Here is a 25,006-nt window from a genome sequence, read left to right as displayed (position 1 = left end):
ACGTCCATTTGCCGTCGTCACCGAGCCGTGGTGATGAGCATCTGCTCACTGGCGGTCAATGTGCTCAATAAGCTAGCATCTGGGTGTGACCCACGCAACAGTCGATTGCCGCTTATCGCGCATACCGGACGACATGCGCGCCGGCGTACTGCATCCCGACCTGACGGTGACCACCGAACGTCGCCGGTCACCCGAACCCGGAGCCGGCGACGTCACGGTGGCCGTTCGCGCAGTGGGCGTATGCGGCTCGGACACCCACTACCTCCGCCACGGACGGATCGGTGAGTACGTGGTCCGCGATCCGCTCGTTCTCGGCCACGAAGCCGCCGGAGTGATCGTCGCCGTCGGGAACGGCGTCAACGCGGGTCGGATCGGCGAGCGGGTCTCGATCGAGCCGCAACGTCCCGACCCGACCACGCCGGAGAGCAAACGCGGTGACTATCACCTGTGCCCGCGGATGCGGTTCTACGCGACACCCCCGGTCGACGGCGCTTTCGCCGAATTCGTCACCATCGGAGCCGATTTCGCTCATCCGGTACCTCCTGAGGTCTCGGACGAGGCGGCCGCCCTCTTCGAGCCCCTCTCGGTGGGCATCGCCGCCATGCGCAAGGCCGAGGTCGCAGCCGGCGGCTCCGTGCTGATCGCCGGCGCCGGACCGATCGGCCTGATGGTCGCCCAGGTCGCGCGGGCGTCCGGTCTCGCGCGCATCGTCGTGAGCGAGCCGGACGAGCAACGCCGTCTGCGCGCACGGGATTTCGGCGCGACGACGGTGATCACACCCGGCACGGAGATCGACCGGGTGGATGCGTTCGTCGACGCGAGCGGAGTCGCCGGCGCGGTCCGGGAAGGCCTGTCGCGGGTTCGTCCCGGCGGACGTGTGATCCTGGTCGGCATGGGCGCCGACACCATGGAACTCCCGATCTCGCTCATCCAGAATCGCGAATTGGTCGTGACCGGGGTGTTCCGCTACGCCAACACGTGGCCGACCGCACTGGCCCTGGCCCGGACGGGAGCAGTGGATCTCGATGCCATGGTGACCGCGCGGTTCGGCCTCGACGAACTGACGGACGCGCTCAACGCCGATCGCGTTCCCGGGAACATCAAAGCGGTGGTCTACCCGGCCATCTCGCGCTACGAACCGAACTCGGACGACGATGCCGAGACCGTCACGACCCGGCCGGAGGGAACCCGCCGATGAGCACATCGCTGACCGACGAGACGTTGCCGCGGCTCGATGGCGTCGACACGCCCGCGTTCGATCGCGCGGCTGTGACCCCGGGGATCGTCCACTTCGGTGTCGGCGCCTTTCATCGCGCGCACCAGGCGATGTACCTCGACCGCCTTCTCGCCGCCGACCCGTCGGCGAACGACTGGGGCATCTGCGGGGTCGGTGTCCGCACCGCCGACGCCGCCATGCGGGACGCCCTCGTCCCACAGGACGGACTGTTCACCCTCACCCTCAAGCATCCCGACGGCGCCGTGGAGACCTCGGTCGTCGGCTCGATCGTCGACTATCTGTACGCACCGGACGATCCCGAGAAGGTGATCGACCGGTTGAGTGACCCGGCGACGCGGATCGTGTCATTGACCGTCACCGAGGGCGGTTACAACTTCTCACCGTCGACCGGCGAGTTCGACGCCACGAACCCGGACATCGTCGCCGACCTCGAGGCGAGTGCGCCGCCACGCACCGTGTTCGGACTGGTGACCGAAGCGCTGGCTCGACGCCGCGAACGCGGGACACCGTCGTTCACGGTGATGTCCTGCGACAACATCGAGGGCAACGGCCACATGGCCCGTTCGACCTTTCTCGCCTACGCCCGGTTGCGCGACCCGGAACTCGCGGGGTGGATCGAGGACAACACGCGCTTCCCGAACTCGATGGTCGATCGGATCACCCCGGCGACGCCGCCCGACCTGGCCGACGAGGTCGAGGATCGCACCGGCATCGTCGACAACTGGCCGGTCGTCGCCGAACCGTTCACCCAATGGGTCCTCGAGGACGACTTCGCGATGGGACGTCCGGCGCTGGAGAAGGTGGGGGTCCAGGTCGTCGACGACGTGACCCCCTACGAGCTGATGAAACTGCGACTGCTCAACGCCGGCCACCAGGCGCTGTGCTACTTCGGTTATCTGCTCGGGTACCGCTACGTCCACGACGCCGCATCCGACCCCGACATCCGTACTCTGCTGCGTCGCTACATGACCGAAGAGGGAGCGACCACGCTCCGCCCCCTCCCCGGCGTGGACGTCGACACCTACATCGACACCCTGCTCGAACGATTCGCCAACCCCGCGATTGCCGACACCATCGCCCGCCTCTGCCAGGACTCGTCCGACCGCATCCCGAAGTGGCTGGTGCCGGTCATCCGCGAGCGCCTCGAGCAGGATCAGCGAAGCGACCTGGCCGCCGCGGTCGTGGCGAGCTGGACCCGGTACGCCGAGGGCGTCGACGAGGCAGGCGACCCGATCGACGTCGTCGATCCTCTTGCGGCCGATCTCGTTCCGCGAGCGCAGCGCTCACGGACCGATCCCCTCGCTTTCGTCGCCGATCCCGAACTGTTCGGCACTCTCGCGGAGAAACCGTTGTTCACGGAGCCGTACCTGTCCGCGCTGGAGTCGTTGCGCAGCAGGGGCGCTCGTGCCACGCTCGTCGGTCTGCTCGCATGACGACGCTGGTCGCCGGGATCGATTCGTCGACGCAGTCGTGCAAGGTCGTCGTGTGCGATGCCGTCACCGGACGGGTGGTGCGCGCCGGGCAGGCACCACATCCTCCCGGGACCGAGGTGCACCCGGATCACTGGTGGGACGCACTGTGTTCGGCGGCGAGCGAGGCCGGCGGGCTCGAGGACGTCGCGGCGGTCTCGGTCGCGGGCCAGCAGCACGGCATGGTGTGCCTGGACGAGGCGGGGCGCGTCGTCCGAGACGCGTTGCTGTGGAACGACACCCGCTCCGCACCGAGCGCGACCGCCCTCGTCGCCGAACTGGGCGGCCCGCAATCCTGGGCACGCTCGGTCGGTGTGGTACCGGTGGCATCGATCACCGCGACCAAGCTCCGCTGGCTGGCAGACCACGAGCCCGAGCACGCCGACGCCACCGCGGCGGTCTGCCTACCCCATGACTGGCTCACCTGGCGCCTGCGCGGGAGCACCGACATCGGTCAACTGACCACCGACCGAAGCGACGCCTCGGGAACGGGTTACTTCAGCGCGGCGCGCGATGAGTACCGAGTCGATCTGCTGGAGAGGGCGTTTCGAGGTCGACGGCCACTGCTCCCCCGCGTACTCGGCCCCGCAGAGCGAGCCGGGACCACCCCGTCGGGGACCGTCGTGGGCGCGGGGGCCGGTGACAATGCCTCGGCCGCACTGGGATTGCATGCCGGGCCCGGAGATGCGGTCGTGTCCCTCGGGACGTCGGGCGTGGTCAGTGCGGTCGGCGACGTGGCGCCGGATGACCCGTCAGGTCTGGTGGCCGGGTTCGCCGACGCGACGGGGCGTCACCTGCCGCTGGTCTGCACGCTCAACGGCGCCCCGGTGCTGTCGGCGACCGCGACGATGCTCGGCGTGGACCTGGCCGAGTTCGCGCGGTTGGCGATGTCGGCCGAGCCGGGCGCGGGTGGCGTCACGATGGTGCCGTACCTCGCCGGCGAACGGTCGCCGAACCTTCCCCAGGCGACCGGAACACTGGCGGGCCTGACCTCCGCCAATTTCACGCCGGCCTCGATCGCGCGAGCCGCCGTCGAAGGTCTCGTCTCGTCGCTGGTCTTCTGCCGCGAGCAGATCGAGGGGCAGGGCGTCGGGGTCGATCGGGTGTTGCTCACCGGGGGTGGCGCGAAATCGGCAGCGGTCCGCGAGATCGCGCCGGGCTTGTTCGGCGGCGAGGTCGTCGTACCCGCCGACGGCGAACACGTGGCGCTCGGTGCGGCGCGTCAAGCAACCTGGGCGCTGACCGGCGAACTCCCCGTGTGGGAGTCTCCGACCCACACGCTCACCGGACCACCCACTCCCGAGGTGTACGCCCGGTACCTCGAGGCCGCGCGGATGGTCGCGCACGCGCAGGGGTCGTCCGGCTGATACGCCGAAGTCGCGCGCCGAGCGATCGCACCGGGGACAATGACCCGCAGGTCGGACAACCGAGGAGTGCGCGATGGTCGATTGGGACGGCGAGCGTTACGCGGACGTGAGCGCGTTGCAGCGCATGGTCGCCGAGGACTCGATCGGGGATCTGGAACTCGCCGGCACCGAGCGACTCCTGGATGTCGGATGCGGCGACGGCTTCATCACGATGCTGCTGGCCGATCGGCTTCCGTCGGGCTCGGTCGTCGGCGTCGACGCGTCACGGCGGATGATCGAACGCGCTCTGCTCCGGGTCCCAGCAGATCTGCTGCGAGTCCAGTTCCACGTCGACGACGTCCTCGCCCTGCCGTTCGACGACGACTTCGACATCGCGGTGTCGTTCAACGCCCTTCACTGGGTCCACGACCAGGGCGCCGCCCTGCGCGGAATCGCCCGAAGCCTCGTCGACGGGGGCCGGGCGGTGCTGCAGATGGTGTGCGCAACCGACCGACCCAGCATCGAGGACGTCGCCATGCAAGTCGCGGCGCAACCGGAGTGGCAGCGCCACTTCGACGGCTTCGACGCGCCGTACGTCCATGTGGAGCCACCTCGGTTCGGGGAACTGGCCACCGACGCCGGCTTCATCGTCGACGACCTGACGGTGAAAGACCTGAACTGGCAGTTCGACTCGGTCGACGACTTCCGCGCCTGGTTCGCGGTCGGGGCGTCGGACTGGACGAGCCGGTTGCCGGACGGCGCGGTCGATGACTTCGTCGATGCCGTCGTCGATCGCTACACCGACGTCGTCGGTGAACCCGCACTGTTCCGCTTCAGCCAGTTACGCGCCTCGCTGACCAGGCCGTAGCGCGAAAGCAACGCCCCCACCCGCCCCGCTCTGCTCCCTGAGGAGCGCCCGGAGCTTGCGGAGGGCGCGTCACGAAGGGTCCGGTGACCGAGCCGACGGACCCTTCGTGACGCTCGCAAGCTCGCTCCTCAGGGAGCCTCCTCAGGGAGCAGGACATGCCACCCGACGAAAAACGGTGCACGGTCGACGGAGCGTCAGGTCACTCCGGAACGTAGTTGAACGTGTCGGGGTCGGGGCCGATGCGTTCGTCGTTGTTCAGGCGGTCGATCTGGGCGACCTCGGCGTCGGAGAGTTCGAAGTCGAACAGGGCGAAGTTCTCCTCGACGCGCTTGCGGGTGACCGACTTCGGGAAGACGATGTCACCGCGCTGGATGTGCCACCGCAGGGTGACCTGCGCCGGCGACCGGCCCTTGGTCTTGGCGATCTCGGTGATGACCGCGTCGTCGGTCACCTTGCCCTGCGCGATCGGCGACCACGCCTCGGTGGCGATCTTGTGCTCGGAGTTGAACGCACGCAACGGGTTCTGCGAGAGGTACGGATGCACCTCGATCTGGTTCACCGCGGGCACGATGTCGGCCTCGTCGAAGAGACGCTGCAGATGAGCCTGCTGGAAGTTCGACACGCCGATTGCGCGCGCTTTGCCGTCGGCATAGGCCTTCTCGAGGGCCTTCCAGGTCTGGACGTAGTCGCCCACCTCGGGCAGCGGCCAGTGGATCAGGAACAGGTCGATCTGTTCGACGCCGAGGTCGGCCAACGTGCCGTCCAGCGCCTTCAGCGCGGCGTCGTGATCGTGGAAGCCGTTGTTCAGTTTGCTGGTGATGAAGATGTCGTCGCGAGGAATGCCGGAATCGCGGACCGCCTCACCGACGCCCTTCTCGTTCCCGTACATCTCGGCGGTGTCGATGTGCCGGTAACCGACCTCGAACGCCGTCAGAGTTGCCTCGCGCGTGTCCTCCGGCGGAATCTGAAAGACTCCGAAACCCAACTGCGGGATGGTGACTCCGTTGTTGAGGGTGATGGTGGGGACTGTCATGAGCACTTGTCCTCTCGTAGGGGTCTGGAGACGTCGGTCGCGCAGGTCTCCGCTACGACCTGTTCGGGACGCCCGACATCGGGGCGCCCGGCCGCGGCCACGTTCAGGTTCAAGTCGATCCGGCGGTCCCGGTATTCCCCATGGGTCGTCGGCCCTACGTCTCGTCGCCGATCACGCGGTCGAGGAAGTCAGGGGACAACGACCCCGCCTCCGCACGCTCACCTGCGCGGACACCGGAGGCGACGTGTTCGACGAGCCGCCGGAACTCGTCACCGCCGTCCAACGGATATCGCACCAGCCCGGCCGCGGCGCACTGCTCCAGCACCGTCACGGTGAGGTCATACGCCTCGTCGAACCGTCCCGCAGCCCCGAGACACACGGCGAGTAGTCGTTGCGCACGCAGCAGAGCTCGCCGCCGTCCGGTCCCGGTCAGAGCGTCCACCCACCGTTGCGCCCGCCCGCACGCGGCGTCCGCCGCGCCCGGGTCGTCGTCGGAGTCCAGCGACAATCGGATCGCGGTCTCGGCGTCGAGTTGCGCGACGATCGCGGCGATGCCCTGACGCGGCACATCCGCGCCGGGATCGACGCGGGGCACGATGGGCAACCGGGTCGGGAGGCGCCGCGTCACCTGCTCGTTCTCGGCGAGGGCACGGAGTCGTGGGGTGCCCAGACGCTGGGCCACGTGCACGACTTCATCCAGATACCGCGCCGCGGTGTCCTGATCGCCGCGGCACAATGCCACTCGCGCTCCGACGAGGTGGCGCGCCTCGATCATGTCGACGACCCCCTCGGCCGCCCCGATCAGAAAGCTCTCGTCCAGCAGACGCTCGGTTTCCTCCAGTTGGCCGCGTTCGTAGAGGATCTCGGCGAGCAGAGCGCAGGCGAGCCGGGCGCCCTGCGACTGTGTCGGAGAACCGCGTTCGCGTGACAGCCGGAGTCCGGTACGAAAACACGCTTCGGCGCGGTCGAGGTCGAGCTGCTCGAAGAAGGCGAGCCCGTCGAGCCCGTAGCCGTACATCACCGCGTACGGACCGGTGTTGCGTTGATGCGCCGGGATCGCGCGTTGTTGCCAGCGATGGGCTTCGTCGAAGTCGAATCGCATGGTGGCGCCGAGGGTTCCGACATTGTGGATGGCCGACACGAGGAACGGGGACAATCCCTCCAGGTCCTCGGCGAGGCTCGCCACGAGTTCGTCGAGCCCGTCCAGACGGTCGGAGATGGCGCGTACGCACGCGTCGGCGATATCCGCTTCGCGGCGAATCCCCGCGGCCGCGTCCGATCGCGGCAATCGTTCGAGGGCTATCCGGACCCGTTCGAGAGACGACTCCGCCAGCGCGGCCCGGTGCAGGAGGAGGTTCGCCCAGGCGAGCTGCAGTTGCAGGATCGGATTGGCCGCGACCGTCACCGGCGGCAGCTTCTCGATCAGTGTGAGCAGGGTGGTCATCCGTGAATGCTCGATGAGCGACCGGCCGTCGGTCTCGACCAGTTCGACGGCGCGATCGGCATCACCGGCGGCGAGCGCGTGGTCAACGGCCTCGGTGAGCATGCCGTGCCGGGCGAACCACTCCGAGGCCTTGCGATGAAGCGGTGTGATCAGTTGCGGCTCATCGCGTTCGAGCCTCCGACGGAGGAATTCGACGAAGAGCGAGTGGAACCGGAACCACTCACCGGCTTGGTCCACCCGGGTGAGGAAGAGGTCTCGGACCTCCACCTCCTCGAGCACGGCCTGCCCCCGGGGCTCGCCACTCAGGGTCGTCGCGAGGTCGGCGCAGATCCGTTCCGGCAACGACACTTTCAGGAGGAATTGCAGAATCTCCGGTTCCAGGACCCCGAGAACGTTCTCGGCCAGGAAGTCACCGATCGCATGATGCCGTCCGGAGATGTCACCGATCAGCTCGGACGGCTCGCCGGATCTGCGCAGGGAGACACACGCCAGCTGGAGTGCGGCCACCCATCCGTCGGTGGACGACCACAGTTCGGCGACCTGATCGGCGCGAAGGTCCAGCCCGGCGACGTCACGAAGGAATCGCTCGGCCTCGTCGGCATCGAAACACAGTGCTGACATGTCGATCTCGATGATCTCGTCGTGCACTTGCAGGCGACTCACCGGAAGGCCGGCCCGGGTCCGGCTGGTCACGATCACCTGCAGGTGGTGACATCCGTGCTCGAGCAGATAGTCCATTGCTCCGATGACCGCCGCGTCCGTGACCCGATGCCAGTCGTCGATGACCAGTGCGATCCGCCGTCCTCGCGCGTGGACATCGTTGATCAGAGACGTCAGCACGTACTCGTCGGCGCGGTCGCCGTGTTCTTCGACCACCGCCGCGAGATCCCCGACCGTGTCCGGGTCCGCCCGGCCGAGCGCCTCGATGAGGTCGGCGAGGAACCTCGCCAGGCCGTCGTCGCTGTCGTCGACCGTCAGCCAAGCCACCGGGACGCCGTCCTCCGCGAGCTTCTCGGCCCACTGCGCAGCGACCGTGGTCTTCCCGTAGCCGGTGGGTGCGTGGATGAGCGTGAGTCGTCGCAACTTGCCGTCTCGCAGGGTTTCCAGCAGCCGAGACCTGGCGACCTGTGCCCGCGGCCGAACGGGCGCCCGGAACTTCGTCGACGGCATGGGCAGATTCATCGTCGTGCGTCGCCGCTGCGGAGTGGTCGGCGTCGCGGGCCCCATGGCCCCGGCGGGCAGCGCCATCTCGTCGAGCGGGACCCCGAGCAGTCCCTGCGCGTTCCGCAGTTCCTCACCGAGCGCCAGTGCGGAGTCGGGGCGGTCTTCGGGTTCGCGCGCCATCGCGTGTTCGATACAACCGGACACCTCTGCGGGGAACCCGGCGGCCGCGAGGTCCGGGACCCCCTCGCTCGCCACTCGGAGGAAGTGCGCGACGACCTGCTCTCCGCTGCGTCGCTCGAAGGCGGCATGCCCGGTCAGTGCGCAGAACAGGGTCGCGCCGAGCCCGTAGACGTCAGAGGTCACCGAGGGAGCGGCGCCCGCGAGTAGCTCGGGTGCGGTGAAGGCCGGCGACCCGGTGACCAGGTCGGCATCGGTCTCGAAGCCCCCGCTGATGCGTGCGATCCCGAAGTCTGTCAGCTGGGGTTCGCCGTACTCGGTGATGAGGATGTTCCCCGGTTTGATGTCGCGATGCAGTGTGCCCGCACGGTGCGCGGTCTCGAGGGCGCCGGCCACCTTGACCCCCAGGCGCAGGATCTCGCGCCACCCGAGAGGGCCGTCCTTGCGAATGCGCACGTCGAGCGACGCGTTGGGGTGATATTGCATCACGATGAACGGAAAGCCCTCGGGCGTCGAACCCACCTCGAGGATGTTGACGATGTTCGGGTGACCGGAGAGACGGCCCATGGCGCGCTGCTCGCGAACGAATCGCTCGAGGTTCTCCTTGTCGAGGTGATCCGTCAGCACCTTCACCGCGACGTCGCGGTCGAGAGCCGGTTGCCGACAGCGGTACACCGCTCCGTAACCGCCACGCCCGATCTCGACCGGGTCGGCGAAACCCGCACCCACCAATTCACCTGCGACGTCGCGAACGGCATCGCGCTGTGTGGTCAACGGATCGTTCTCGACCATGATCTGCCTCGATCGCGTGTCGATCGGCTGCTGCCCTGTCCAGCCTACTCAGGCATGCGTCGGGAGCGGGGCTTTCGTCACCAGAGCGGAGTGCCCCCCGGACCGAGCGGCCACACCAATTCGGCCCCTGCGTTTCCCAACCGTCGACATCTGTGACAGAGTTGACGCGCAGCCATCGGTCTTGGTGGTTGCTCACTGAAGAAAGAAGTACAGCAGTATGGCACAGGGAACCGTCAAGTGGTTCAACGGCGAAAAGGGCTTCGGCTTCATCGCTCCCGACGACCAGGGCGCAGACGTCTTCGTCCACTACTCCTCGATCACCGGTAGCGGCTTCCGCAACCTCGAGGAGAACCAGCGTGTCGAATTCGACGTGGAGCAGGGTGCCAAGGGCCCCCAGGCTACCAACGTCAGCGCGCTCTGAGCTCCTGACTTTCGCGAAACGCCCCACTCGGCCATCAGGTCGGACGGGGCGTTTCGTCGTCTCCGGGGTGTAGACGCAATCTGATAACGTTCGTATTCAGATGTCGGTCTGGTACGGACGGGAGACGAGCGTGTCGCTCGACGAGAACTCATTGCTCTGGCGCTACGTGGGCGACCGCCGGTTCGTCATGGCGATCTGCCGGGCCGTGTCCCTGCAGATGTTGCACCCGTCGACAGCCGCCGCCACCCACGAATTCTCGATGGTCCAGAATCGGGTGTACGTCCACAAACGGCGAACGACTCCCTGCATCATCCGGTCGGCATACGAAGACGACTTCGACGCCGTGCGACGAATCCGGTACAGCCACGACCACTTTCACGGTCGACGCCCCGACGGCCGGCGTTACCACGCACTCAATCCGGAGGTCTTCCTCTTCGAGCACGCGACATACGTCGATGAGGCGCTGGCCACCGAACTCGATCCCGACCCGGGTCTGAGGTGGTACCGGGAGCAGCTGCTTCGGCCCGACTATTGGTATTTCCGCGCACTTCCGACGCCCGCTGTGCGCGCCATCCAGCATCCCGTGGCCGCCGGGCACCTGGGACTGACGCCGTCGCGGTCCGACCGGCGCGTTCTCGCGACCACCGCGTCGATGCTGAGGACCGCAGACAGGGTCGCCCCGGCACACAACATCTGGCCGGGCGAGGTGCGCGCCAAAGTCCTCGCGGCACGTCGACCGTCCTGACGAAAACCCGCCCTCCCCGATGTCGTCCACGTCACAATGAGGCGTGGTACGGCCCGAGGAGACGTGAGGGTGATGCAGGTGACCGATCCCGTGGTGGTGCTGACCAAGGCCCGAACATCAAGCGAGATTCGGGCGGTGCGCGAGTGGACCGCGGCGAACTACCCGGATGCGACGATCTCCCGGTCGGCGGACATCGATTTCGACACGATGGCGCCGGAGACCCTGCTCGTACCGGTCCGAGCGGTCTGGCTGCCCGCGGTCCGGCAGGGCGAGCGGCGGGTCACGCTCGGCGACGTGCTGGTGCTGTCGAATCCTCGACGCCCGCTCGGCGCGGTTCAACCACTCATCCGCAGGAGACGGCCGGACAGTCTCCGCGTCGTCGCCGGCGCGCCCGCGACGATCGAGGAACTCCGTACCCGATACGCCCATCATCAGGCTCAGGGTGAACCGTTCGCCCAGTTCGTCCTGTTCCAGGCGTCGGTCTCGGCCGAGCGGGCCGAACGTCAGATCGTCGGTGACCGCTACAAGGTCCCCCGGCTCGTCGCCGAGCAGATCAGCAGCTCGTCGCGATTCCAGACGTCCGCGGCGAAACTCGCCGCCGAACTGGGCCGGCCCACCGACGCGGTGGTCGCCGAGGCCACCGACAAACTCTCCACCTTCGTCGCCACGCAGAGCCGCCTCATGGACGACGTGTTCTCGGCGACCTTCAACCGGTTGCACGAGCGGGCCTGGAACGTCACCGTCGACGTGGAGAACCTCAACACCCTGCGCACCCTCAACAAGTCGACCGGCCTGATCTTCCTGCCGTCGCACCGGTCCTACGTCGATCCGCTCGTCCTCGCCAAGGTGTTGCGCACCAACGATTTCCCACCGAATCTCGTCCTGGGTGGAAACAATCTGTCGTTCTGGCCGGTGGGGCCGGTCGCGCGCCGCGCCGGCATGATCTTCATCCGTCGGAAGTTCGGCGCGGACCCGGTCTACAAGTTCGCCATGCGCTCCTACCTCGCCTACATCGTCGAGAAGCGCTTCAATCTGGAGTGGTACATCGAAGGAGGCCGCAGCCGGACCGGCAAGCTGCGGAAGCCGAAACTCGGCCTGCTCACCTATGTCGTCGATGCCGTGGGCCAACTCGACGAGGCCGACGTGACGATCGTGCCGACGTCGATCGTGTACGACCAGCTCCAGGAGATCGGTGCGATGGCGGCCGAGGATGCCGGTGGCACAAAGAAACCCGAGGGAGTGGGGTGGCTGCTGCGCTACGCGAAGGCGCAGCGCGCCTATCTGGGCGAGGCGCGGGTCCGATTCGGCACGCCCATCTCGCTGCGGACCGCTCTCGACGACGCCGGCGAAGGGCGCTCCCGACTGGAGAAGGTCGCGTTCCGGGTGATGGACGAGATCAACTCGGCCACCCCGATCTCGGCCACCTCGCTGGCCGGCTTCGCGCTCCTCGGCGCCCAGGACCGGGCCTACACCCTCGCGGAGATCGAGAACATCCTGGCGCCTCTGCTCGACTACATCCGCCGGCGCGAGTTGCCCGGGCCGGATCCGGCACTGTGTCGCGGGGTCGGGCTGACCCAGACGCTTCGGGTCCTCGCCGGGAACGGCGTCGTGAGTTGTTACGAGGGCGGGTCCGAGCCGGTGTGGTCCATCGTGCCTGACAACCATGCGGTCGCCGCCTACTACCGCAACGGTGCTCTGCACCATTTCGTCGACCGGGCGATCGTCGAGGTCGCCATGCTCGCCGTGGCCGACGGGGAGGTCCGGGCCGATGATGTCCCGCCCGGCGAGGCCCCGATCGGGTACGACGAGGCGGCCGACGGTCCGGTCGCCGACGAGGGCCTGCTCGCCGCGTCGCAACGCGAGGCCCTGCGGATTCGGGACCTGCTCAAGTTCGAGTTCTTCTTTCCGCCGAAAGTCGAGTTCCTGCACCGCCTCGGCCTCGAACTGGACCTGCTCGCCCCGGGTTGGCGTGCCGTCACCCCGACCCAGGAGTGGACCTATGAGGTCTTGCACGGGCATACCGGCGGCCTGCTGGCCCGACGCACACTGCAGCCGTTCTTCGACGCCCAACTGGTGTTCGCAACCAAGCTCGTGGAGCTCGGCACGGCGTCGCGCGACAAGGACGAGCTGATCACCGACTGCCTGGGCCTGGGCCGTCAACTGTCGCTGCAAGGCGTTGTACGCAGCAAGGATTCGGTCTCCAAGGACATCTACGACGGGTGCTACCAGCTCGCCGACAACCGGAATCTGATCCACGGCGAGAACATCACCGATCTCGCGGCCGCCCGGCACGACTGGCTCGACGAGGTCGAGGCGATGCGCGAGCGACTGGCCCGGATCGCCTCGATCGAGGACATCCAACCCGCTGTGTGGGCGGAGGCCACGCCGTGAGTGCCTTCACCGACCGCATGCGGGCCATCCGGTCCGCGCCCACCGGCAAGAAGGTCGCCGCCCTCTTCGACTACGACGGCACCTTGATCGAGGGATTCTCCGCGGCCGCCATCATGCGGGCACGGTTGCGGAGCATGGAATTCGGGCTCGGCGAGCTCGCCGACTTCCTCGTCATCGGTCTGCGCGGCGTCGTGTCCGAGCAGGACTACGCGGAGGTGCTCGATGCCACGCGGCCCACCTTCGCCGGCAAGACGTATGCCGAGATGATCGAGTTCGGCGAACACCTCTTCAAGTACGAGACGGCGGCCAAGTTGCGGCCGCAGATGTGGCAGATCCTGCGCGCACACCGGGAGATGGGCCACACGATCGTCATCGCATCCTCGGCCACCCGATTCCAGATCGAGCCCATCGCACGGGAGATCGAGGCCGACTTCGCGCTGGCCACCGACGTCGAGGTCGTCGACGGGGTGGTCACCGGCAACATCCGGGGACGCCCGCTCTGGGGACCCGGAAAGGCCGCCGCGGTGCGGGCTCTCGCTCGCGAGCACGGCATCGACCTCAGCGCCTCGTTCGCATACAGCGACGGCAACGAGGACATCCCCTACCTCGAATCGGTGGGCAACCCGGCGGCCGTCTCACCACGTCGAATCCTGCGGGCGGAGGCCGAGACCCGCGGGTGGCCGATCATCGACCTGAAGAACCCCACGTACAACCGGCTCGGGATGCTGGCCAGGACCGGTGCCTTCTACAGCTCGTTCCTCGCATCCGCCGCGGTGGGCGTCACGACCGGGCTCGTCCGGCGCGACCCCTCCGCCCTGGTCGAGGCGCTGCCGACCGGCACCGACGTCGGACTGTCCCTGGCCGGGATCCACGTACAGGTCCTCGAAGGGGGTGAGTACCTCACGTCGGCGCGTCCCTGTGTGTTCCTCTTCAACCACCAGTCGAAACTCGACCTGCCGGTGATGATCAACCTGGTCCGGTCCGAGGCGACCGGCGTGGCCAAGAAGGAAGTGCAACGGGTGCCGGTCGTCGGGCCGATCCTGCAGCAGGCCGGGCTGGTGTTCATCGATCGCGCCGACCCCGGCCGCGCGATCGAACAACTGGCACCGGCGGTGAGAGCGCTGCGAGACGAGGGGATGTCCCTGGTGGTGGCACCCGAGGGCACCCGGTCCCCCACTCCCCGCGTGGGCCGGTTCAAGAAGGGTCCCTTCCACATCGCCATGCAGGCGGGTGTGCCGATCGTCCCGGTGGTCCTCCGCAACACCGGTGAGTTGATGTGGCGCGGTGCGCAACTCATCCGGCCGGGCACCGTCGAGGTGATGGTTCTGCCGCCGGTGCACACCAGCGACTGGTCGCCTGCCGAGATCGGCGACCGCGCCGAAGAGGTGCGGCAGATGTATGTCAGCGCCCTGGCGGATTGGCCCCTGGATTTCTTCGCCGACGACGACGCCCGGCCACCGACCGAGGTCCCCGAGGAGAGGCAGATGTGAGCGACGAGACCGACCTGACCGACGGCGTCGACCGCCCGCTGGACTGGGCGAACGAGCCACACATGAGCTCGGTGGACACCATCATGTGGCGCGGCGACACCGACCGGCGCATGCGCGGGACCATCTGCATGCTCGAGGTGTACGACTGCGCGCCCGACTGGGACCGGCTCGTGGCCGCGCACGAATGGGGAAGCCGGATGGCGCCACGATTCCGGCAGCGCGTCGTCGACTCGCCGTTCGGTACCGGCACGCCCAGCTGGGCCGTCGACCCGGATTTCGACCTGCATTACCATCTGCGCCGAATCCGATTGGGCGGCAACGGAAGCATGCGCGAGCTGCTTGTCACCTGTGAACAGCTCGCGATGACCGCACTGGACGCGGCACGCCCGCCGTGGGAGGGCACGCTGATCGAAGGGCTTCCCGACGGCAGGGCCGCGTATTTCCTCAAAGCCCACCATGCACTCACCGACGGCATGGGGGCCATCATCGGACTCGCACAGCTGCATTCACCCACCCGCGAACACAATCCGGGCAAACCCCAGCCGCCGAGTCCCGACCCGGTGAACATCACCCCCGTCGACCTGCTCCGACGGCAGCTGGGCGAGGAGATCCGTCGGATCCCCCATCGCCTGGACACGACCTTCCGCGGAGTCCGCGCCCTGCAGCATCCCCGGCAGGCATTGAGTTCTGTGCTGCGATATGGGCGTTCGGTCCCCCGCGTGGCCGGTCTGGTCAGCCCCCCGGGTTCACCGCTCCTCGCACACCGGAGTCTGTCGTGGCGTTTCAGCGCATTCGAGGTCCCGTTCACCGACCTCAAGGCGGCCGCCACGGCGACCCGCGCGTCGATCAACGACGTGTATCTGGCCGGGCTCGTCGGTGGCTTCCGCCTGTATCACGAGAAGATGGGCACCCCGATCGAGACGATGCCGGTGGCCATCCCGATCTCGGTGCGTCGTCCGGAGGACCCGGCGGGCGGAAACCGCATCGCGGTGGGACGACTCGCCGGGCCGGTGGGGATCGCCGACCCGTTCGAGCGAGTGCTCACCATCCGTGAACAGGTACGCGTCGCCCGGCACGAACCGGCAGTCGACATCTTCAACACCCTCGGGTCGGTCATGGCGTGGCTCCCCGGTTCGGTTCTCATGCAGTTCAGCGGCACGACCAGCCAGAACGACCTACAGGCCAGCAACGTACCGGGTATCCCATGGGACACCTACGTGGCCGGCGCCAAGGTGGAGCGGATGTTCCCCTTCGGCCCGCTCCCCGGCTGCGCGATGATGGCGACGATGATCACCCACAACGGGACGGCTTGTCTCGGAATCAATTCCGACGGGGCCGCGGTCACCGACCTCGAGTTGTTCGCGGACTGCCTCGTCGCCGGATTCGGCGAGGTGCTCGCGCTGGCCGCCGACGACGAGGTGGTGCCGGGGACCCTCCGGCGGGTGGTGTGACCGAAACTCAGATCTGCCACCGAACCGGGCGGGAGATGATGTCGCGGAGCCGGCGGCGGTAGTACCGCGCGGACTCCTGGTTGAACACATCCATGGCGGCCGCCGTCGCCTCGACGTCGCGAGCGCGCATGGCGTCGAGGATGTCCTGCTGGAGTTCGAAGGCCGCGAGCCGGGTCGCGATGGGGTGTTCGACGGGTTCGGCGTCGCGGACGAGCAGCCACAGTGTCTCCATCACGACCCGCAGGGCGGGATTGCCCGCAGCCTCGTAGACACCGCGCTGGAAGGCCGCGTTGTTCTCCTGGAAGTTGTCGTGGTCCTCGGGGTGCTCGCGCATCCGGTCCAGCGCGGCCTGCATCGCATCGAGTTGATCGTCGGTGACATTCTCGGCCGCCGCGCGCGCGACCATCGGTTCGAGCATCAGCCGTACGTCGATGACATCGCTGATGTTCGCGCCGTTGATCTGCAGGAAGAGCTTCATGATGTTGCCGAGGGAATCGAGTTCGGGCCGCTTGGCGATGGGGCCACCACCGATCCCGGCCTTGATCGTCACCAGGTCGCGACTCTCGAGCAGCCGCAACGCCTCGCGCACCGTCGTCCGGGCCACCCCGTACTCGGTGACCATCTCCTTCTCGGTGGGCAGCCGTTGGCCCTCGACGATGCCGCCACCGAGAATCTCGTCGGCCACCATGTTGGCCACCTTCGCGGACATCTTCTGTCCACGAGGCTGACGGGTGTCGGGCTCGTCGGCGACGGTCATGGGTCTCCCGTGGGTGCGCAGGTCGGTCGGTGTCGATACCTTACCGACCTCGGCGTCCGGCGGTTCGCGAACAAGCCGGTTGCCCGAACTCCGTGACTCCTTCGTCATAAACTCTGTACATATTTAAGGAGCTTCGATACCGTGGAGCCGATCACGATCTGTTCGCGCCCGCCGCCCGTGCGCACCGCCGCCGCGAGCGAGCGATCAATCGGCGCGGCTCAGGAGAGGTAGGCACACGAGATGGCGACAACCACTGCATCAGAGCATCTCTCGGTCACGATGCGCGAGCCCGGCGTCGCGTGTGTCGAGCTGGCCCGCGGCAAGGTGAACGCCGTGGACGGCCAGATGTACGACGACATCGCCGCCACCTTCGACGCCCTGTCCGACGATCAGGAGGTCCGCGCGATCGTCCTGACCGGGCGCGGCCGGATCTTCTGCGCGGGCAACGACATCAACGAGTTCCGCACGATGTCCACGATCAGCGGTGACATCGCCATGCGACGTGCCCGGCGCGCGCTGTTCAGCATCCGCGACTGCCATCTGCCCGTCGTCGCGGCGGTCAACGGCCCCGCCCTGGGAAGCGGTTTCGGCTTTGTCGCCCTGTCGGATCTCGTCGTCGCCTCCGAGCGGGCCACGTTCGGACTTCCCGAGATGAATGTCGGCGTCCTCGGCGGTGGTCGCTTCACCGCACGGATGCTGCCCCAGCAGGCGATGCGCCGGATGTTCCTCACGGCCGAGCCCGCCGATGCGACGACGCTGGCACGGTGGGGTGCCCCGATCGAGGTCGTCGCGCACGAGGAACTGATGGAGATCGCCACCGCGCGCGCCCGTTCGATCGCGGCGAAGAGCCGGCACGCCATCGTGCTGGCCAAGCAGTCGCTGAACGGATGTGAGGACCTCGACATCCGGCGCGGCTACGAGCTCGAACAGTCGTTCACCGTCCGGCTCTCCGAACATCCGGATTCCAAGGCGGCCGTCGAAGCACAGGTCGCCGGCCTGGCCAAGGGCTGATCACGACGACCTGTGCTACCGAGCGTCAGTGCATGTGGCTTCCGCCGTTGATGTCGATCGTGGTGCCGGTGAGGTAAGCAGCGTCCTCGGAGCTGAGGAAGGTGATGACCGAGGCGACCTCGCGAGTGGTGGCAACGCGGCCCAGCGGAATGCTCGCGGCGATCGCCGCCTCCTGCTCGGAGGTGCTGCCGACCCGGATCGCGGTGTCTGCTGCGCCCGGCGCGACCGCGTTGACGGTCACTCCGCAGTCGCCGAGCTCGCGCGCGAGGCTCTTGGTGAAGCCGAGGACCGCGGCCTTGGCCGACGAGTAGGGAACCTTGCCGAAGACGCCGCCGCCACGCTCGGCCGACACCGACGACATGTTGACGATCCGCCCCCATCCGTTCTCGATCATGTCCGGCAGGAATGCCTTCGTGACGAGGTAGGTGCCGGTGGCGTTGACGGCCATCACCTTGTTCCACAGGTCGACCGTGGTCTCGAGGAACGGGACGGGTGAGGTGATGCCCGCGATGTTGGCGAGCGCGCCGATCGGGGGCAGCGCTCCCGAAGCGACCTCGGCCGCGATGGCCTCATGGGCTCGTCCGACCGAGGACTCGTCGGCGACGTCGATGGCGGTGCCGAACGCGGGAACGTCGTAGGCGTTGCCGATCTCGGCGGCGACCTTGGCCGAGCTCTCGCCGTCGAGATCGAGAACGACGATGGCCCAGCCTTCCTCGGCATAGCGCGCGGCAGTCGCGCGACCCAGTCCGGATTCGGATGCGGCGCCGGTGATGACGGCGGTGCGCTTGATGGTCATGGTGAATCTCCTTGCTGTAGCGATGTTCAGGTGCCGGCGGGGTGCAGGTTCAGAAGCGATTCGATGGTGTCGGCCGCCGCGGCGGCTGCCGATGCGCGCGCGCCCTCGGGCACGTCGTGCGTCTCCAGTTCGAGGGTGAAGTGACCGTCGAAGGCATTGCGTTGCAACGCGAGCAAGCCCTGCGCGAAGTCGACCTCGCCCCGCCCGATGCTGAGATTGATGTTGCCTGGCATCAAGGGGTCGGGCAGATCGGAGACGAGTCCTCGGGTCGCGTCGCGGAGATGGACGTGGGCGGTGCGGTCACCGTACGCGTCGATCGTCTCGGTCAGCCCCGCTCCGGAGGCGACGACGTGGCTGAAGTCCACGACGTGACGGACCCGGCTCCCGTCCAGCCGGGCCGCAAGGGCCAGCGCGCGTTCGGCCGTGCAGCACAACCGATGTATGTGCAGGGACTCGGTCCACAACTCGACCCCGTAGTCCTCGGCGGTCTCGGCGGCCTCGGCGAGCCGGCCGGCCACCCGGTCGAGATCGGCGGTGAGCGTCTCGACCGGTTCTTGCGACAACGCTCCGTTCGGCAGGACCAGGGCAGTCGCTCCCACCGCGGCGGCGAGCGTCAACAGTTCATGGAGATGTGCGCGGGAGGCGTCCAGTTCGCTCGTCGAAGCCGGGCGATTCAGGTCGCCGATGTCGGCGTTGATCGAGCGCACGCCGAGTCCGCTGTCCCGAACTGTCCGGGCGACTCGAGATCGCACCTGCTCATCGAGCGCGAGCGGGACGTGCTCGCACACCGTCGGTAGAGAACCGAGATCGACTTCACGAAACCCCAGTTCGGCGATGGTGCCGAGGGCTCGGCTCAGCTCTTGTCGACGAAACGTGATCGTCGAACAACCAAGTCGTGGGTGGCGCATTTCCTGCCTCCTTGATCGTGATGCGGACCACACTAAGCGTCAACCTGCAAACAGTCAACCGCCAACCGTTGACTGTTGACAATGAAAGTGTGTCGGGTCACACTCGTGGTTGTTGCGGCCCAACGCTCACTGAGAAACTTGACCCATCTACTCGAAGGAGGGGTGCGCGATGACGACAGCGGCACTCCAGATGCGCGGCCCGATCGAGGGCACGCCGGACGCAAAACGCGTCGCCGTCGGCTCCTCGGTCGGCGCCGTGATCGAGACCTACGACTTCATCGGCTTCGGTACGGCTGCAGCGCTGTACTTCGGCACTGCGTTCTTCCCCGGACAGAGTTCGGTGGCCGGCACGCTCGCGGCATTTGCCACGCTCGGCGTCGGGTTCGCCGCCCGCCCCATCGGCGGCATCATCGGCGGGCACCTCGGTGACCGCGTCGGGCGTAAACCCGTCCTCGTCGCCTCGCTGATCGTGATGGGCCTGGCGACCTTCGTGATCGGCCTGCTCCCGACCTACGCCCAGGTCGGCGTGATCGCCCCGATCCTCCTGGTCATCGTGCGGATCGTGCAGGGCCTCGCCTTCGGCGCCGAATGGGGTGGCGCGATTCTGATGAGTTACGAACACGCGCCATGGCGCTCGAAGGGCAAGTACACCGGCATCGTGCAGGCCGGCTTCCCCGTCGGATTGCTGCTGGCCAATCTGGTGTTCCTCGGCAGCGTCCACCTCGGTGGCGACTGGGCCTGGCGGGTGCCGTTCCTGGCCAGCATCGTGCTGGTCGCGGTCGGGCTGATCATCCGGGCCAAGGTCCCCGAATCCCCGGTGTTCGAGGAGGTCAAGGACTCCGGCCGGGTCGAGAAGTCCCCGGTCATCGAGTCCATCAAGCGCGATTGGCGAGACATCCTGCGCGGCATCGGACTTCGCGTCGCCGAAACCGCCGGTTACGCGGTGTCGATCACCTACATGATCTCGTACCTGCACAGCGAGGAACTCGCCACCAAGAGCGAGACCCTGACGTCTCTGTGTATCGCCTCTGCGATCGGTGTGGGGGCCACCGTCGGGTGGGCGACACTGACCGACAAGGTCGGTCGGCGTCCCGTCTACATCGGCGTCTGCGCGTTCGCCGTACTCTTCGCGATCCCGATGTTCCTGCTGGTCAACACAGGCTTGATCTTGTTCATCGCGGCGACGATCGTCCTGTCCTATGCGGTCTGCCAGAACGCTCTTGCCGGTGCGCAGGGCGCGTGGTTCCCCGAACTGTTCGACGCCGCGCGCCGCGCCTCGGGAGCCTCCCTCGCCTACCAGATCTCGGCCATGGTCTCCGGCTTCACGCCCTTCATCACGACCCTGCTCTTCATCTGGCTCGGGTGGGTCGGACCCGCCCTGTTGTTCGCCTCCTACGCTGCGATCGGGCTCGTCGCCGCGCTGATGACCCGCGAGACGTGGGGCCCCGAACAGCGCCGCCTGGTCGCCGACGCGCACCGCAATGCAGCTGAACACGACCATGTCGACGAACGCCCTTCTGTCTCCCATCCCACCAAGGAACTGCTGTGACTGTCACCTCCCACACCGCCGTCGACATCGAGATCGACCCCACCGACCGCCTCGCCGAGGTCACCGACTTCGCCTACCGGATGCGCCACCATGTCATCGACATGGGTGAGGTCCAGGGGCAGGGATATGTCGGCCAGGCGCTCGGCGCCGCCGACATCCTCGCGACCGTCTATGCGAGCCAGCTCCGACACCGCCCGACCGACCCCCACTGGGCCGAACGCGACCGCTTCTTGCTGTCCACCGGGCATTACGCCATCGGCCTCTATGCCGCACTCGCCGCGGCGGGGATCATCGAGACCGACGAACTCCTCACCTACGCCGCCGACGACTCCCGTCTTCCCATGTCCGGGATGGCCTCGTACACACCGGGAATGGAGATCTCCGGGGGCTCGCTGGGCCACGGATTGACCGTGGCGGTCGGCATGGCCCTCGGCTTGCGCCACCAGAACTCGGAATCCCGCATCTTCAACTTCCTGTCCGACGGCGAACTCGACGAAGGGTCGACGTGGGAGGCCGCGATGGGCGCCCATCACCATCAGCTGGGCAACCTCATCGCGATGGTCGACATGAACGCGCTGCAGGCCGACGGCCCGACGGCCGGGATTCTGAACATCGAACCGGTCGAACAGAAATGGGAAGCTGCCGGCTGGTACGTACGCCGGGTCAACGGCAACGATCCGGTCGCACTCCTCGACGCGTTCGACGACGTGGCATCCCGGGCCACCCCGCGCGGGACACCGTCGATCGTCATCTGCGACACCAAGGTCGGTTATGGCGCGACAATCCTCGAGGATCGCGAGAAGGCGCACTTCATGCGGATCGAGGAGCACGAGTGGCAGATCTGCCGAGACCAACTGACCGAACGCTTCTCATCGAACATCACGAAGGCCTGACATGACCACCACCGCACCGAAACTCAAGACCTCGGCGATGATCGCCTCGTTCGTCGACCCCGGCCAGCGCACCGTCACGGCGCCGTTCGGCCATGCGCTCGTCCGCGCCGCGGAGGCCGACCCGCGGATCGTCGGCCTCAGTGCCGACCTCGCCAAGTACACCGACATGCACATCCTCGCCCAGGCGATGCCGGACCGCTTCTTCCAGATGGGCATGGCCGAGCAACTCCTGTTCGGCGCCGCGGCCGGTATGGCCGAGACAGGACTCATCCCGTTCGCGTCGACCTACTCGGTCTTCGCCGCACGCCGCGCCTACGACTTCCTGTGCTTGGACATCGCCGAGCCGAACCTGAACGTCAACATCGTCGGCGGATTACCCGGCCTCACAACGGGTTACGGTCCGAGTCATCAGGCCACCGAGGACATGGCGATCTTTCGCGGCATGCCGAACCTGACGATCGTCGACCCGTGTGACTCGGTCGACCTGGAACAGGCCGTCCCGCAACTGGCGGCGGCGCCCGGGCCGTCGTATCTCCGCCTGCTGCGCGGCAAGGTGGCCACCGTTCTCGACGAGTACGATTACACCTTCGAACTCGGCAAGGCCAAGGTGCTTCGTCCCGGCAACGACGTCGTGTTCATCTCCTCGGGGTTGATGACCATGCGTGCATTGCAAGCCGCCGAACAGCTCGAACGGCACAACGTGGACGTGAGCGTCGTCCACACGCCGACCATCAAACCGTTCGACTCCGAGACCGTGCTCGGGGAACTGGCGAAGGGTCGCCGCGCCTACACGCTGGAGAACCACACGCGCGTGGGTGGGTTGTTCGAGACCGTCGCCTCGGCGATCGTCGAGCGCGGACTGGGCGTCCAGGTCGGGGCCATCGCGTTGCCCGACGAGTTCCTCGACGCCGGCGCGCTGCCGACCCTGCACCACCGGTACGGCCTGTCCACCGCCAGCATCGAGGCACGCGTTCTCGCCGAACTCTGACCGACGACCGCCATCGCCCTTCTGGGCACGCCATGCACGTACACTCATGTCAACAAACAGCAGTCAACACCCTTGTTGTCGACAGGAGGACGGTGATGGCAGACCAGAAGGGCGCCCTGCTGGGTCTGCAGCGGACCAATCTGCGGGAGCAGGCCGTCGCAGCTCTGCGTACCGCCATCACCAGGGGGGAGCTCCGGCCCCGCAGCTCCCTCGTCGAGACCGAGTTGTCCGAGCGCCTGGGTATCAGTCGCGGGACGCTGCGCGAGGCGATGCGTCAGCTACAACAGGAGGGCCTGGTGGTGTCGGGCCCGCGCGGCCGGCTCTCCGTGCGCAGCCTCGATCAGAAAGAGATCCGCGACATCTTCGCGGTCCGCGCCGCGCTCGAGGAACTCGCAGCCGTCCAGCTCGCCGCCCGGTCCGATCGGGGTCTCGTCGCAGAAGAACTGCGAGAAACCCTGTCGCGCATGGCCAGTGCGGGAGCCGACAATCTCGACGAGCGAATCGAGGCCGACCTCGACTTCCACCGCACGATGTGCCGCCTCACCGGCAACGAGACGCTCGTGCACTCGTGGACCTCGCTCGAGGGTTCGATCCGGATGTCGATCATGTACGCCGGGACTGATCGAGCGCTCGGCAACATGGACACCGATCGCCACATGGCGGTGGTCGACGCGATCGACAGCGGAGACACGGTGGCGGCCCGACAGACGGTTGCCGATCACATGAACTGGGCGGCGGACAACCTGGTGCGGTGACCGGGCCACCGGTGCGGACCGTCAGCCCTACCTCGAGATCCTGAGGCGCATCGCGCCCCTCAGCCGATCACGCCGGCTGCAGCAGCGTCGAGGCGATCGTCGCCAGGCCTTTCACCGCGGCGGTGGCGTCGCGGTGCCACTGCGCTTGCACGACTGCGCCGTCGACCGCCACTCCGAGGGCTTGTGCTGTCCGGTTGCGGTTCGCACCTGGCGGAAGAGTCGCTTTGATGGCCGCGACCATATCTGCCTTGTGGCGAGCGGTGACGGCATACACCTCGGGTAGATCGGCCCCGATCTCGTTGACGCTGTTGATGAAAGCGCAACCGCGGAAAGAGTCCGCGGTGAGCCACTCCTCGATCGCCGACACCACCGCGGGGCGGCGACGATTGCCGGCAGCATGACGGTCGAGCGCGCCGACGAACCACTCCATCCAGCGCCGATGTCGCAGATCCAGAAAAGCCAGGATCAGTGCGTCCTTACTCGGAAAGTGTCGATAGAAGGTCACCTTGGTGACCCCCGCCTCGGCGATCACCTTGTCGATGCCGGTCGCCCGGATGCCGTCGCGATAGAACAGCCGGTACGCGGTGGCCAGTATCCGTTCCCGAGCCGGGAGGGTCGGCACATCGATGTCCGGATCCAGTGTCTCGGCGATACTCACGCCACCATCGTAGACAGATCTGTCCACAGTCTCCAGCGCCCGGGTGGACAAGTCTGTCTACATGGCCTACGGTCTTGTCCTGTAGACAGGTTCGTCTACAGGAGCAGGACACCCCCCACACGGACTTCGACAGGAAACGACCATGAGCTCATCCGTCTCGACCTCCACGACAACCACCACGAAGCCGCCGGTCCCACCGTTCACCGACGAGTCGGCCGCCACGAAGGCCCGGCTCGCCGAGGACGCCTGGAACAGCCGGGATCCACAGATCGTGGCGCAGGGATACTCCGTCGACAGCGTCTGGCGAAATCGCTCGGTCTTCGTGACCGGCCGGGATCAGATCATCGAGTTCCTGAGCGACAAGTGGGACCGCGAGCACGAGTACCGACTCATCAAAGAGCTGTGGGCGCACAGCGACGAGCGCATCGCCGTCCGCTTCGCCTACGAGTACCACGACGATTCGGGCCAGTGGTTTCGCGCCTACGGCAACGAGAACTGGCTGTACAACGAACATGGCCTGATGACCCACCGGCACGCGAGCATCAATGACGTGCGCATCGACGCCGGTGAGCGAAAGTTCTTCTGGGACCGCAATGCACCGCGCCCCGCCGATCACCCGAGCTTGTCCGACCTCGGCCTCTGACCACGGGGCAGCGCGGGCGG

Annotated in this window: 21 protein-coding genes; 15 read left to right on the top strand and 6 right to left on the bottom strand. The window is 67.3% G+C overall.

Going from position 1 to position 25,006, the window contains the following annotated elements; all coding sequences use genetic code 11:
- Positions 1–133 precede the first annotated feature (133 nt).
- The 4 genes from AB4Z55_RS03915 (at position 134) to AB4Z55_RS03900 (ending at position 4,920) form a co-directional block, all read left to right on the top strand.
- Positions 134–1,198: an NAD(P)-dependent alcohol dehydrogenase gene (locus AB4Z55_RS03915; protein WP_369519184.1), complete on the top strand. Its 1,065-nt coding sequence runs from the start codon at positions 134–136 to the stop codon at positions 1,196–1,198.
- Positions 1,195–2,670, top strand: coding sequence for a mannitol dehydrogenase family protein (locus AB4Z55_RS03910; protein ID WP_248644010.1), 1,476 nt, complete (start codon positions 1,195–1,197; stop codon positions 2,668–2,670). Before AB4Z55_RS03915 ends, AB4Z55_RS03910 begins: the two co-directional genes overlap by 4 nt.
- Positions 2,667–4,073 carry a xylulokinase gene (gene xylB / locus AB4Z55_RS03905; protein WP_369519183.1) on the top strand — a complete coding sequence of 469 codons (1,407 nt, stop codon included), beginning with the start codon at positions 2,667–2,669 and terminating at the stop codon, positions 4,071–4,073. The genes AB4Z55_RS03910 and xylB overlap by 4 nt, the downstream gene beginning before the upstream one ends.
- A gap of 73 nt (positions 4,074–4,146) precedes the next feature.
- Positions 4,147–4,920 (top strand): trans-aconitate 2-methyltransferase, encoded by a 774-nt coding sequence (locus tag AB4Z55_RS03900; RefSeq protein ID WP_369519182.1) that lies wholly within the window; start codon positions 4,147–4,149, stop codon positions 4,918–4,920.
- 199 nt (positions 4,921–5,119) lie between these two features.
- On the opposite strand, the gene AB4Z55_RS03895 is transcribed toward AB4Z55_RS03900, so the two are convergent.
- Both AB4Z55_RS03895 and AB4Z55_RS03890 read right to left on the bottom strand, forming a co-directional pair.
- Positions 5,120–5,953, bottom strand: a complete 834-nt coding sequence (locus tag AB4Z55_RS03895; RefSeq protein ID WP_101820073.1) for an aldo/keto reductase — start codon at positions 5,951–5,953, stop codon at positions 5,120–5,122.
- Between the two features lie 154 nt (positions 5,954–6,107).
- A complete protein-coding gene (locus AB4Z55_RS03890; RefSeq protein WP_369519181.1) occupies positions 6,108–9,530 on the bottom strand; it encodes a protein kinase in 3,423 nt (1,140 codons plus the stop codon).
- Positions 9,531–9,747: 217 nt separating this feature from the next.
- Here AB4Z55_RS03890 and AB4Z55_RS03885 point away from each other — a divergent pair, with 217 nt between their 5' ends.
- The 5 genes from AB4Z55_RS03885 to AB4Z55_RS03865 all read left to right on the top strand — a co-directional run bounded on the left by AB4Z55_RS03885 (position 9,748) and on the right by AB4Z55_RS03865 (position 16,028).
- Positions 9,748–9,951, top strand: a complete 204-nt coding sequence (locus AB4Z55_RS03885) for a cold-shock protein (RefSeq protein WP_004020476.1) — start codon at positions 9,748–9,750, stop codon at positions 9,949–9,951.
- Between the two features lie 100 nt (positions 9,952–10,051).
- Entirely contained in the window at positions 10,052–10,696 is a 645-nt protein-coding gene (locus AB4Z55_RS03880; RefSeq protein ID WP_369519180.1) for an oxygenase MpaB family protein, read from the top strand.
- 72 nt (positions 10,697–10,768) lie between these two features.
- Positions 10,769–13,087: a glycerol-3-phosphate 1-O-acyltransferase gene (locus tag AB4Z55_RS03875; protein WP_354562010.1), complete on the top strand. Its 2,319-nt coding sequence runs from the start codon at positions 10,769–10,771 to the stop codon at positions 13,085–13,087.
- On the top strand, positions 13,084–14,577 hold the full coding sequence (locus tag AB4Z55_RS03870) for an HAD-IB family hydrolase (RefSeq protein ID WP_369519179.1): 1,494 nt from the start codon (positions 13,084–13,086) through the stop codon (positions 14,575–14,577). The genes AB4Z55_RS03875 and AB4Z55_RS03870 overlap by 4 nt, the downstream gene beginning before the upstream one ends.
- Entirely contained in the window at positions 14,574–16,028 is a 1,455-nt protein-coding gene (locus AB4Z55_RS03865) for a wax ester/triacylglycerol synthase domain-containing protein (protein ID WP_101819944.1), read from the top strand. Before AB4Z55_RS03870 ends, AB4Z55_RS03865 begins: the two co-directional genes overlap by 4 nt.
- A 7-nt stretch (positions 16,029–16,035) precedes the next feature.
- Here AB4Z55_RS03865 and AB4Z55_RS03860 read toward each other — a convergent pair whose 3' ends face one another.
- Complete coding sequence (locus tag AB4Z55_RS03860; protein ID WP_033204266.1) at positions 16,036–16,785, bottom strand: FadR/GntR family transcriptional regulator; 750 nt, start codon at positions 16,783–16,785, stop codon at positions 16,036–16,038.
- A gap of 240 nt (positions 16,786–17,025) precedes the next feature.
- Between AB4Z55_RS03860 and AB4Z55_RS03855 the strand changes: the two genes are divergently transcribed.
- Entirely contained in the window at positions 17,026–17,796 is a 771-nt protein-coding gene (locus AB4Z55_RS03855) for an enoyl-CoA hydratase-related protein (RefSeq protein ID WP_004020482.1), read from the top strand.
- A 25-nt stretch (positions 17,797–17,821) separates the two neighbouring features.
- Here the strand turns inward: AB4Z55_RS03855 and AB4Z55_RS03850 are convergent, their stop codons facing one another.
- Both AB4Z55_RS03850 and AB4Z55_RS03845 read right to left on the bottom strand, forming a co-directional pair.
- Positions 17,822–18,592: an SDR family NAD(P)-dependent oxidoreductase gene (locus AB4Z55_RS03850; RefSeq protein ID WP_239402452.1), complete on the bottom strand. Its 771-nt coding sequence runs from the start codon at positions 18,590–18,592 to the stop codon at positions 17,822–17,824.
- A 26-nt stretch (positions 18,593–18,618) separates the two neighbouring features.
- Positions 18,619–19,500 carry a sugar phosphate isomerase/epimerase gene (locus AB4Z55_RS03845; protein ID WP_239402453.1) on the bottom strand — a complete coding sequence of 294 codons (882 nt, stop codon included), beginning with the start codon at positions 19,498–19,500 and terminating at the stop codon, positions 18,619–18,621.
- A gap of 169 nt (positions 19,501–19,669) precedes the next feature.
- Between AB4Z55_RS03845 and AB4Z55_RS03840 the strand changes: the two genes are divergently transcribed.
- The 4 genes from AB4Z55_RS03840 to AB4Z55_RS03825 all read left to right on the top strand — a co-directional run bounded on the left by AB4Z55_RS03840 (position 19,670) and on the right by AB4Z55_RS03825 (position 23,685).
- Positions 19,670–21,049, top strand: coding sequence for an MFS transporter (locus tag AB4Z55_RS03840; protein WP_239402454.1), 1,380 nt, complete (start codon positions 19,670–19,672; stop codon positions 21,047–21,049).
- An 80-nt stretch (positions 21,050–21,129) separates the two neighbouring features.
- Complete coding sequence (locus tag AB4Z55_RS03835; RefSeq protein ID WP_231896006.1) at positions 21,130–21,942, top strand: transketolase; 813 nt, start codon at positions 21,130–21,132, stop codon at positions 21,940–21,942.
- Position 21,943: 1 nt separating this feature from the next.
- Entirely contained in the window at positions 21,944–22,930 is a 987-nt protein-coding gene (locus AB4Z55_RS03830) for a transketolase family protein (RefSeq protein ID WP_239402455.1), read from the top strand.
- Between the two features lie 95 nt (positions 22,931–23,025).
- Complete coding sequence (locus tag AB4Z55_RS03825) at positions 23,026–23,685, top strand: GntR family transcriptional regulator (protein ID WP_354562014.1); 660 nt, start codon at positions 23,026–23,028, stop codon at positions 23,683–23,685.
- Between the two features lie 67 nt (positions 23,686–23,752).
- On the opposite strand, the gene AB4Z55_RS03820 is transcribed toward AB4Z55_RS03825, so the two are convergent.
- Positions 23,753–24,343: a helix-turn-helix domain-containing protein gene (locus AB4Z55_RS03820; RefSeq protein WP_354562016.1), complete on the bottom strand. Its 591-nt coding sequence runs from the start codon at positions 24,341–24,343 to the stop codon at positions 23,753–23,755.
- Positions 24,344–24,485: 142 nt separating this feature from the next.
- Between AB4Z55_RS03820 and AB4Z55_RS03815 the strand changes: the two genes are divergently transcribed.
- Positions 24,486–24,986, top strand: a complete 501-nt coding sequence (locus tag AB4Z55_RS03815) for a nuclear transport factor 2 family protein (RefSeq protein ID WP_354562017.1) — start codon at positions 24,486–24,488, stop codon at positions 24,984–24,986.
- Positions 24,987–25,006: the final 20 nt, after the last annotated feature.

The organism is Gordonia sp. ABKF26 (genome assembly GCF_041103195.1).
Lineage (GTDB): Bacteria > Actinomycetota > Actinomycetes > Mycobacteriales > Mycobacteriaceae > Gordonia > Gordonia terrae.
The sequence above is the reverse complement of the archived record's forward strand: the minus strand, read 5'-3'. Positions and strand labels throughout refer to the sequence as shown.

Excerpts from the sequence above, each read along its gene's own strand:
- xylB (WP_369519183.1), top strand. The coding sequence starts at position 2,667 with ATGACGACGCTGGTCGCCGGGATCGATTCGTCGACGCAGTCGTGCAAG.
- AB4Z55_RS03885 (WP_004020476.1), top strand. The coding sequence starts at position 9,748 with ATGGCACAGGGAACCGTCAAGTGGTTCAACGGCGAAAAGGGCTTCGGC.
- AB4Z55_RS03915 (WP_369519184.1), top strand. The coding sequence starts at position 134 with ATGCGCGCCGGCGTACTGCATCCCGACCTGACGGTGACCACCGAACGT.
- AB4Z55_RS03880 (WP_369519180.1), top strand. The coding sequence starts at position 10,052 with ATGTCGGTCTGGTACGGACGGGAGACGAGCGTGTCGCTCGACGAGAAC.
- AB4Z55_RS03845 (WP_239402453.1), bottom strand. The coding sequence starts at position 19,500 with ATGCGCCACCCACGACTTGGTTGTTCGACGATCACGTTTCGTCGACAA.
- AB4Z55_RS03875 (WP_354562010.1), top strand. The coding sequence starts at position 10,769 with ATGCAGGTGACCGATCCCGTGGTGGTGCTGACCAAGGCCCGAACATCA.
- AB4Z55_RS03825 (WP_354562014.1), top strand. The coding sequence starts at position 23,026 with ATGGCAGACCAGAAGGGCGCCCTGCTGGGTCTGCAGCGGACCAATCTG.
- AB4Z55_RS03855 (WP_004020482.1), top strand. The coding sequence starts at position 17,026 with ATGGCGACAACCACTGCATCAGAGCATCTCTCGGTCACGATGCGCGAG.
- AB4Z55_RS03910 (WP_248644010.1), top strand. The coding sequence starts at position 1,195 with ATGAGCACATCGCTGACCGACGAGACGTTGCCGCGGCTCGATGGCGTC.
- AB4Z55_RS03835 (WP_231896006.1), top strand. The coding sequence starts at position 21,130 with ATGCGCCACCATGTCATCGACATGGGTGAGGTCCAGGGGCAGGGATAT.
- AB4Z55_RS03900 (WP_369519182.1), top strand. The coding sequence starts at position 4,147 with ATGGTCGATTGGGACGGCGAGCGTTACGCGGACGTGAGCGCGTTGCAG.
- AB4Z55_RS03890 (WP_369519181.1), bottom strand. The coding sequence starts at position 9,530 with ATGGTCGAGAACGATCCGTTGACCACACAGCGCGATGCCGTTCGCGAC.
- AB4Z55_RS03815 (WP_354562017.1), top strand. The coding sequence starts at position 24,486 with ATGAGCTCATCCGTCTCGACCTCCACGACAACCACCACGAAGCCGCCG.
- AB4Z55_RS03840 (WP_239402454.1), top strand. The coding sequence starts at position 19,670 with ATGACGACAGCGGCACTCCAGATGCGCGGCCCGATCGAGGGCACGCCG.
- AB4Z55_RS03895 (WP_101820073.1), bottom strand. The coding sequence starts at position 5,953 with ATGACAGTCCCCACCATCACCCTCAACAACGGAGTCACCATCCCGCAG.
- AB4Z55_RS03860 (WP_033204266.1), bottom strand. The coding sequence starts at position 16,785 with ATGACCGTCGCCGACGAGCCCGACACCCGTCAGCCTCGTGGACAGAAG.
- AB4Z55_RS03830 (WP_239402455.1), top strand. The coding sequence starts at position 21,944 with ATGACCACCACCGCACCGAAACTCAAGACCTCGGCGATGATCGCCTCG.
- AB4Z55_RS03850 (WP_239402452.1), bottom strand. The coding sequence starts at position 18,592 with ATGACCATCAAGCGCACCGCCGTCATCACCGGCGCCGCATCCGAATCC.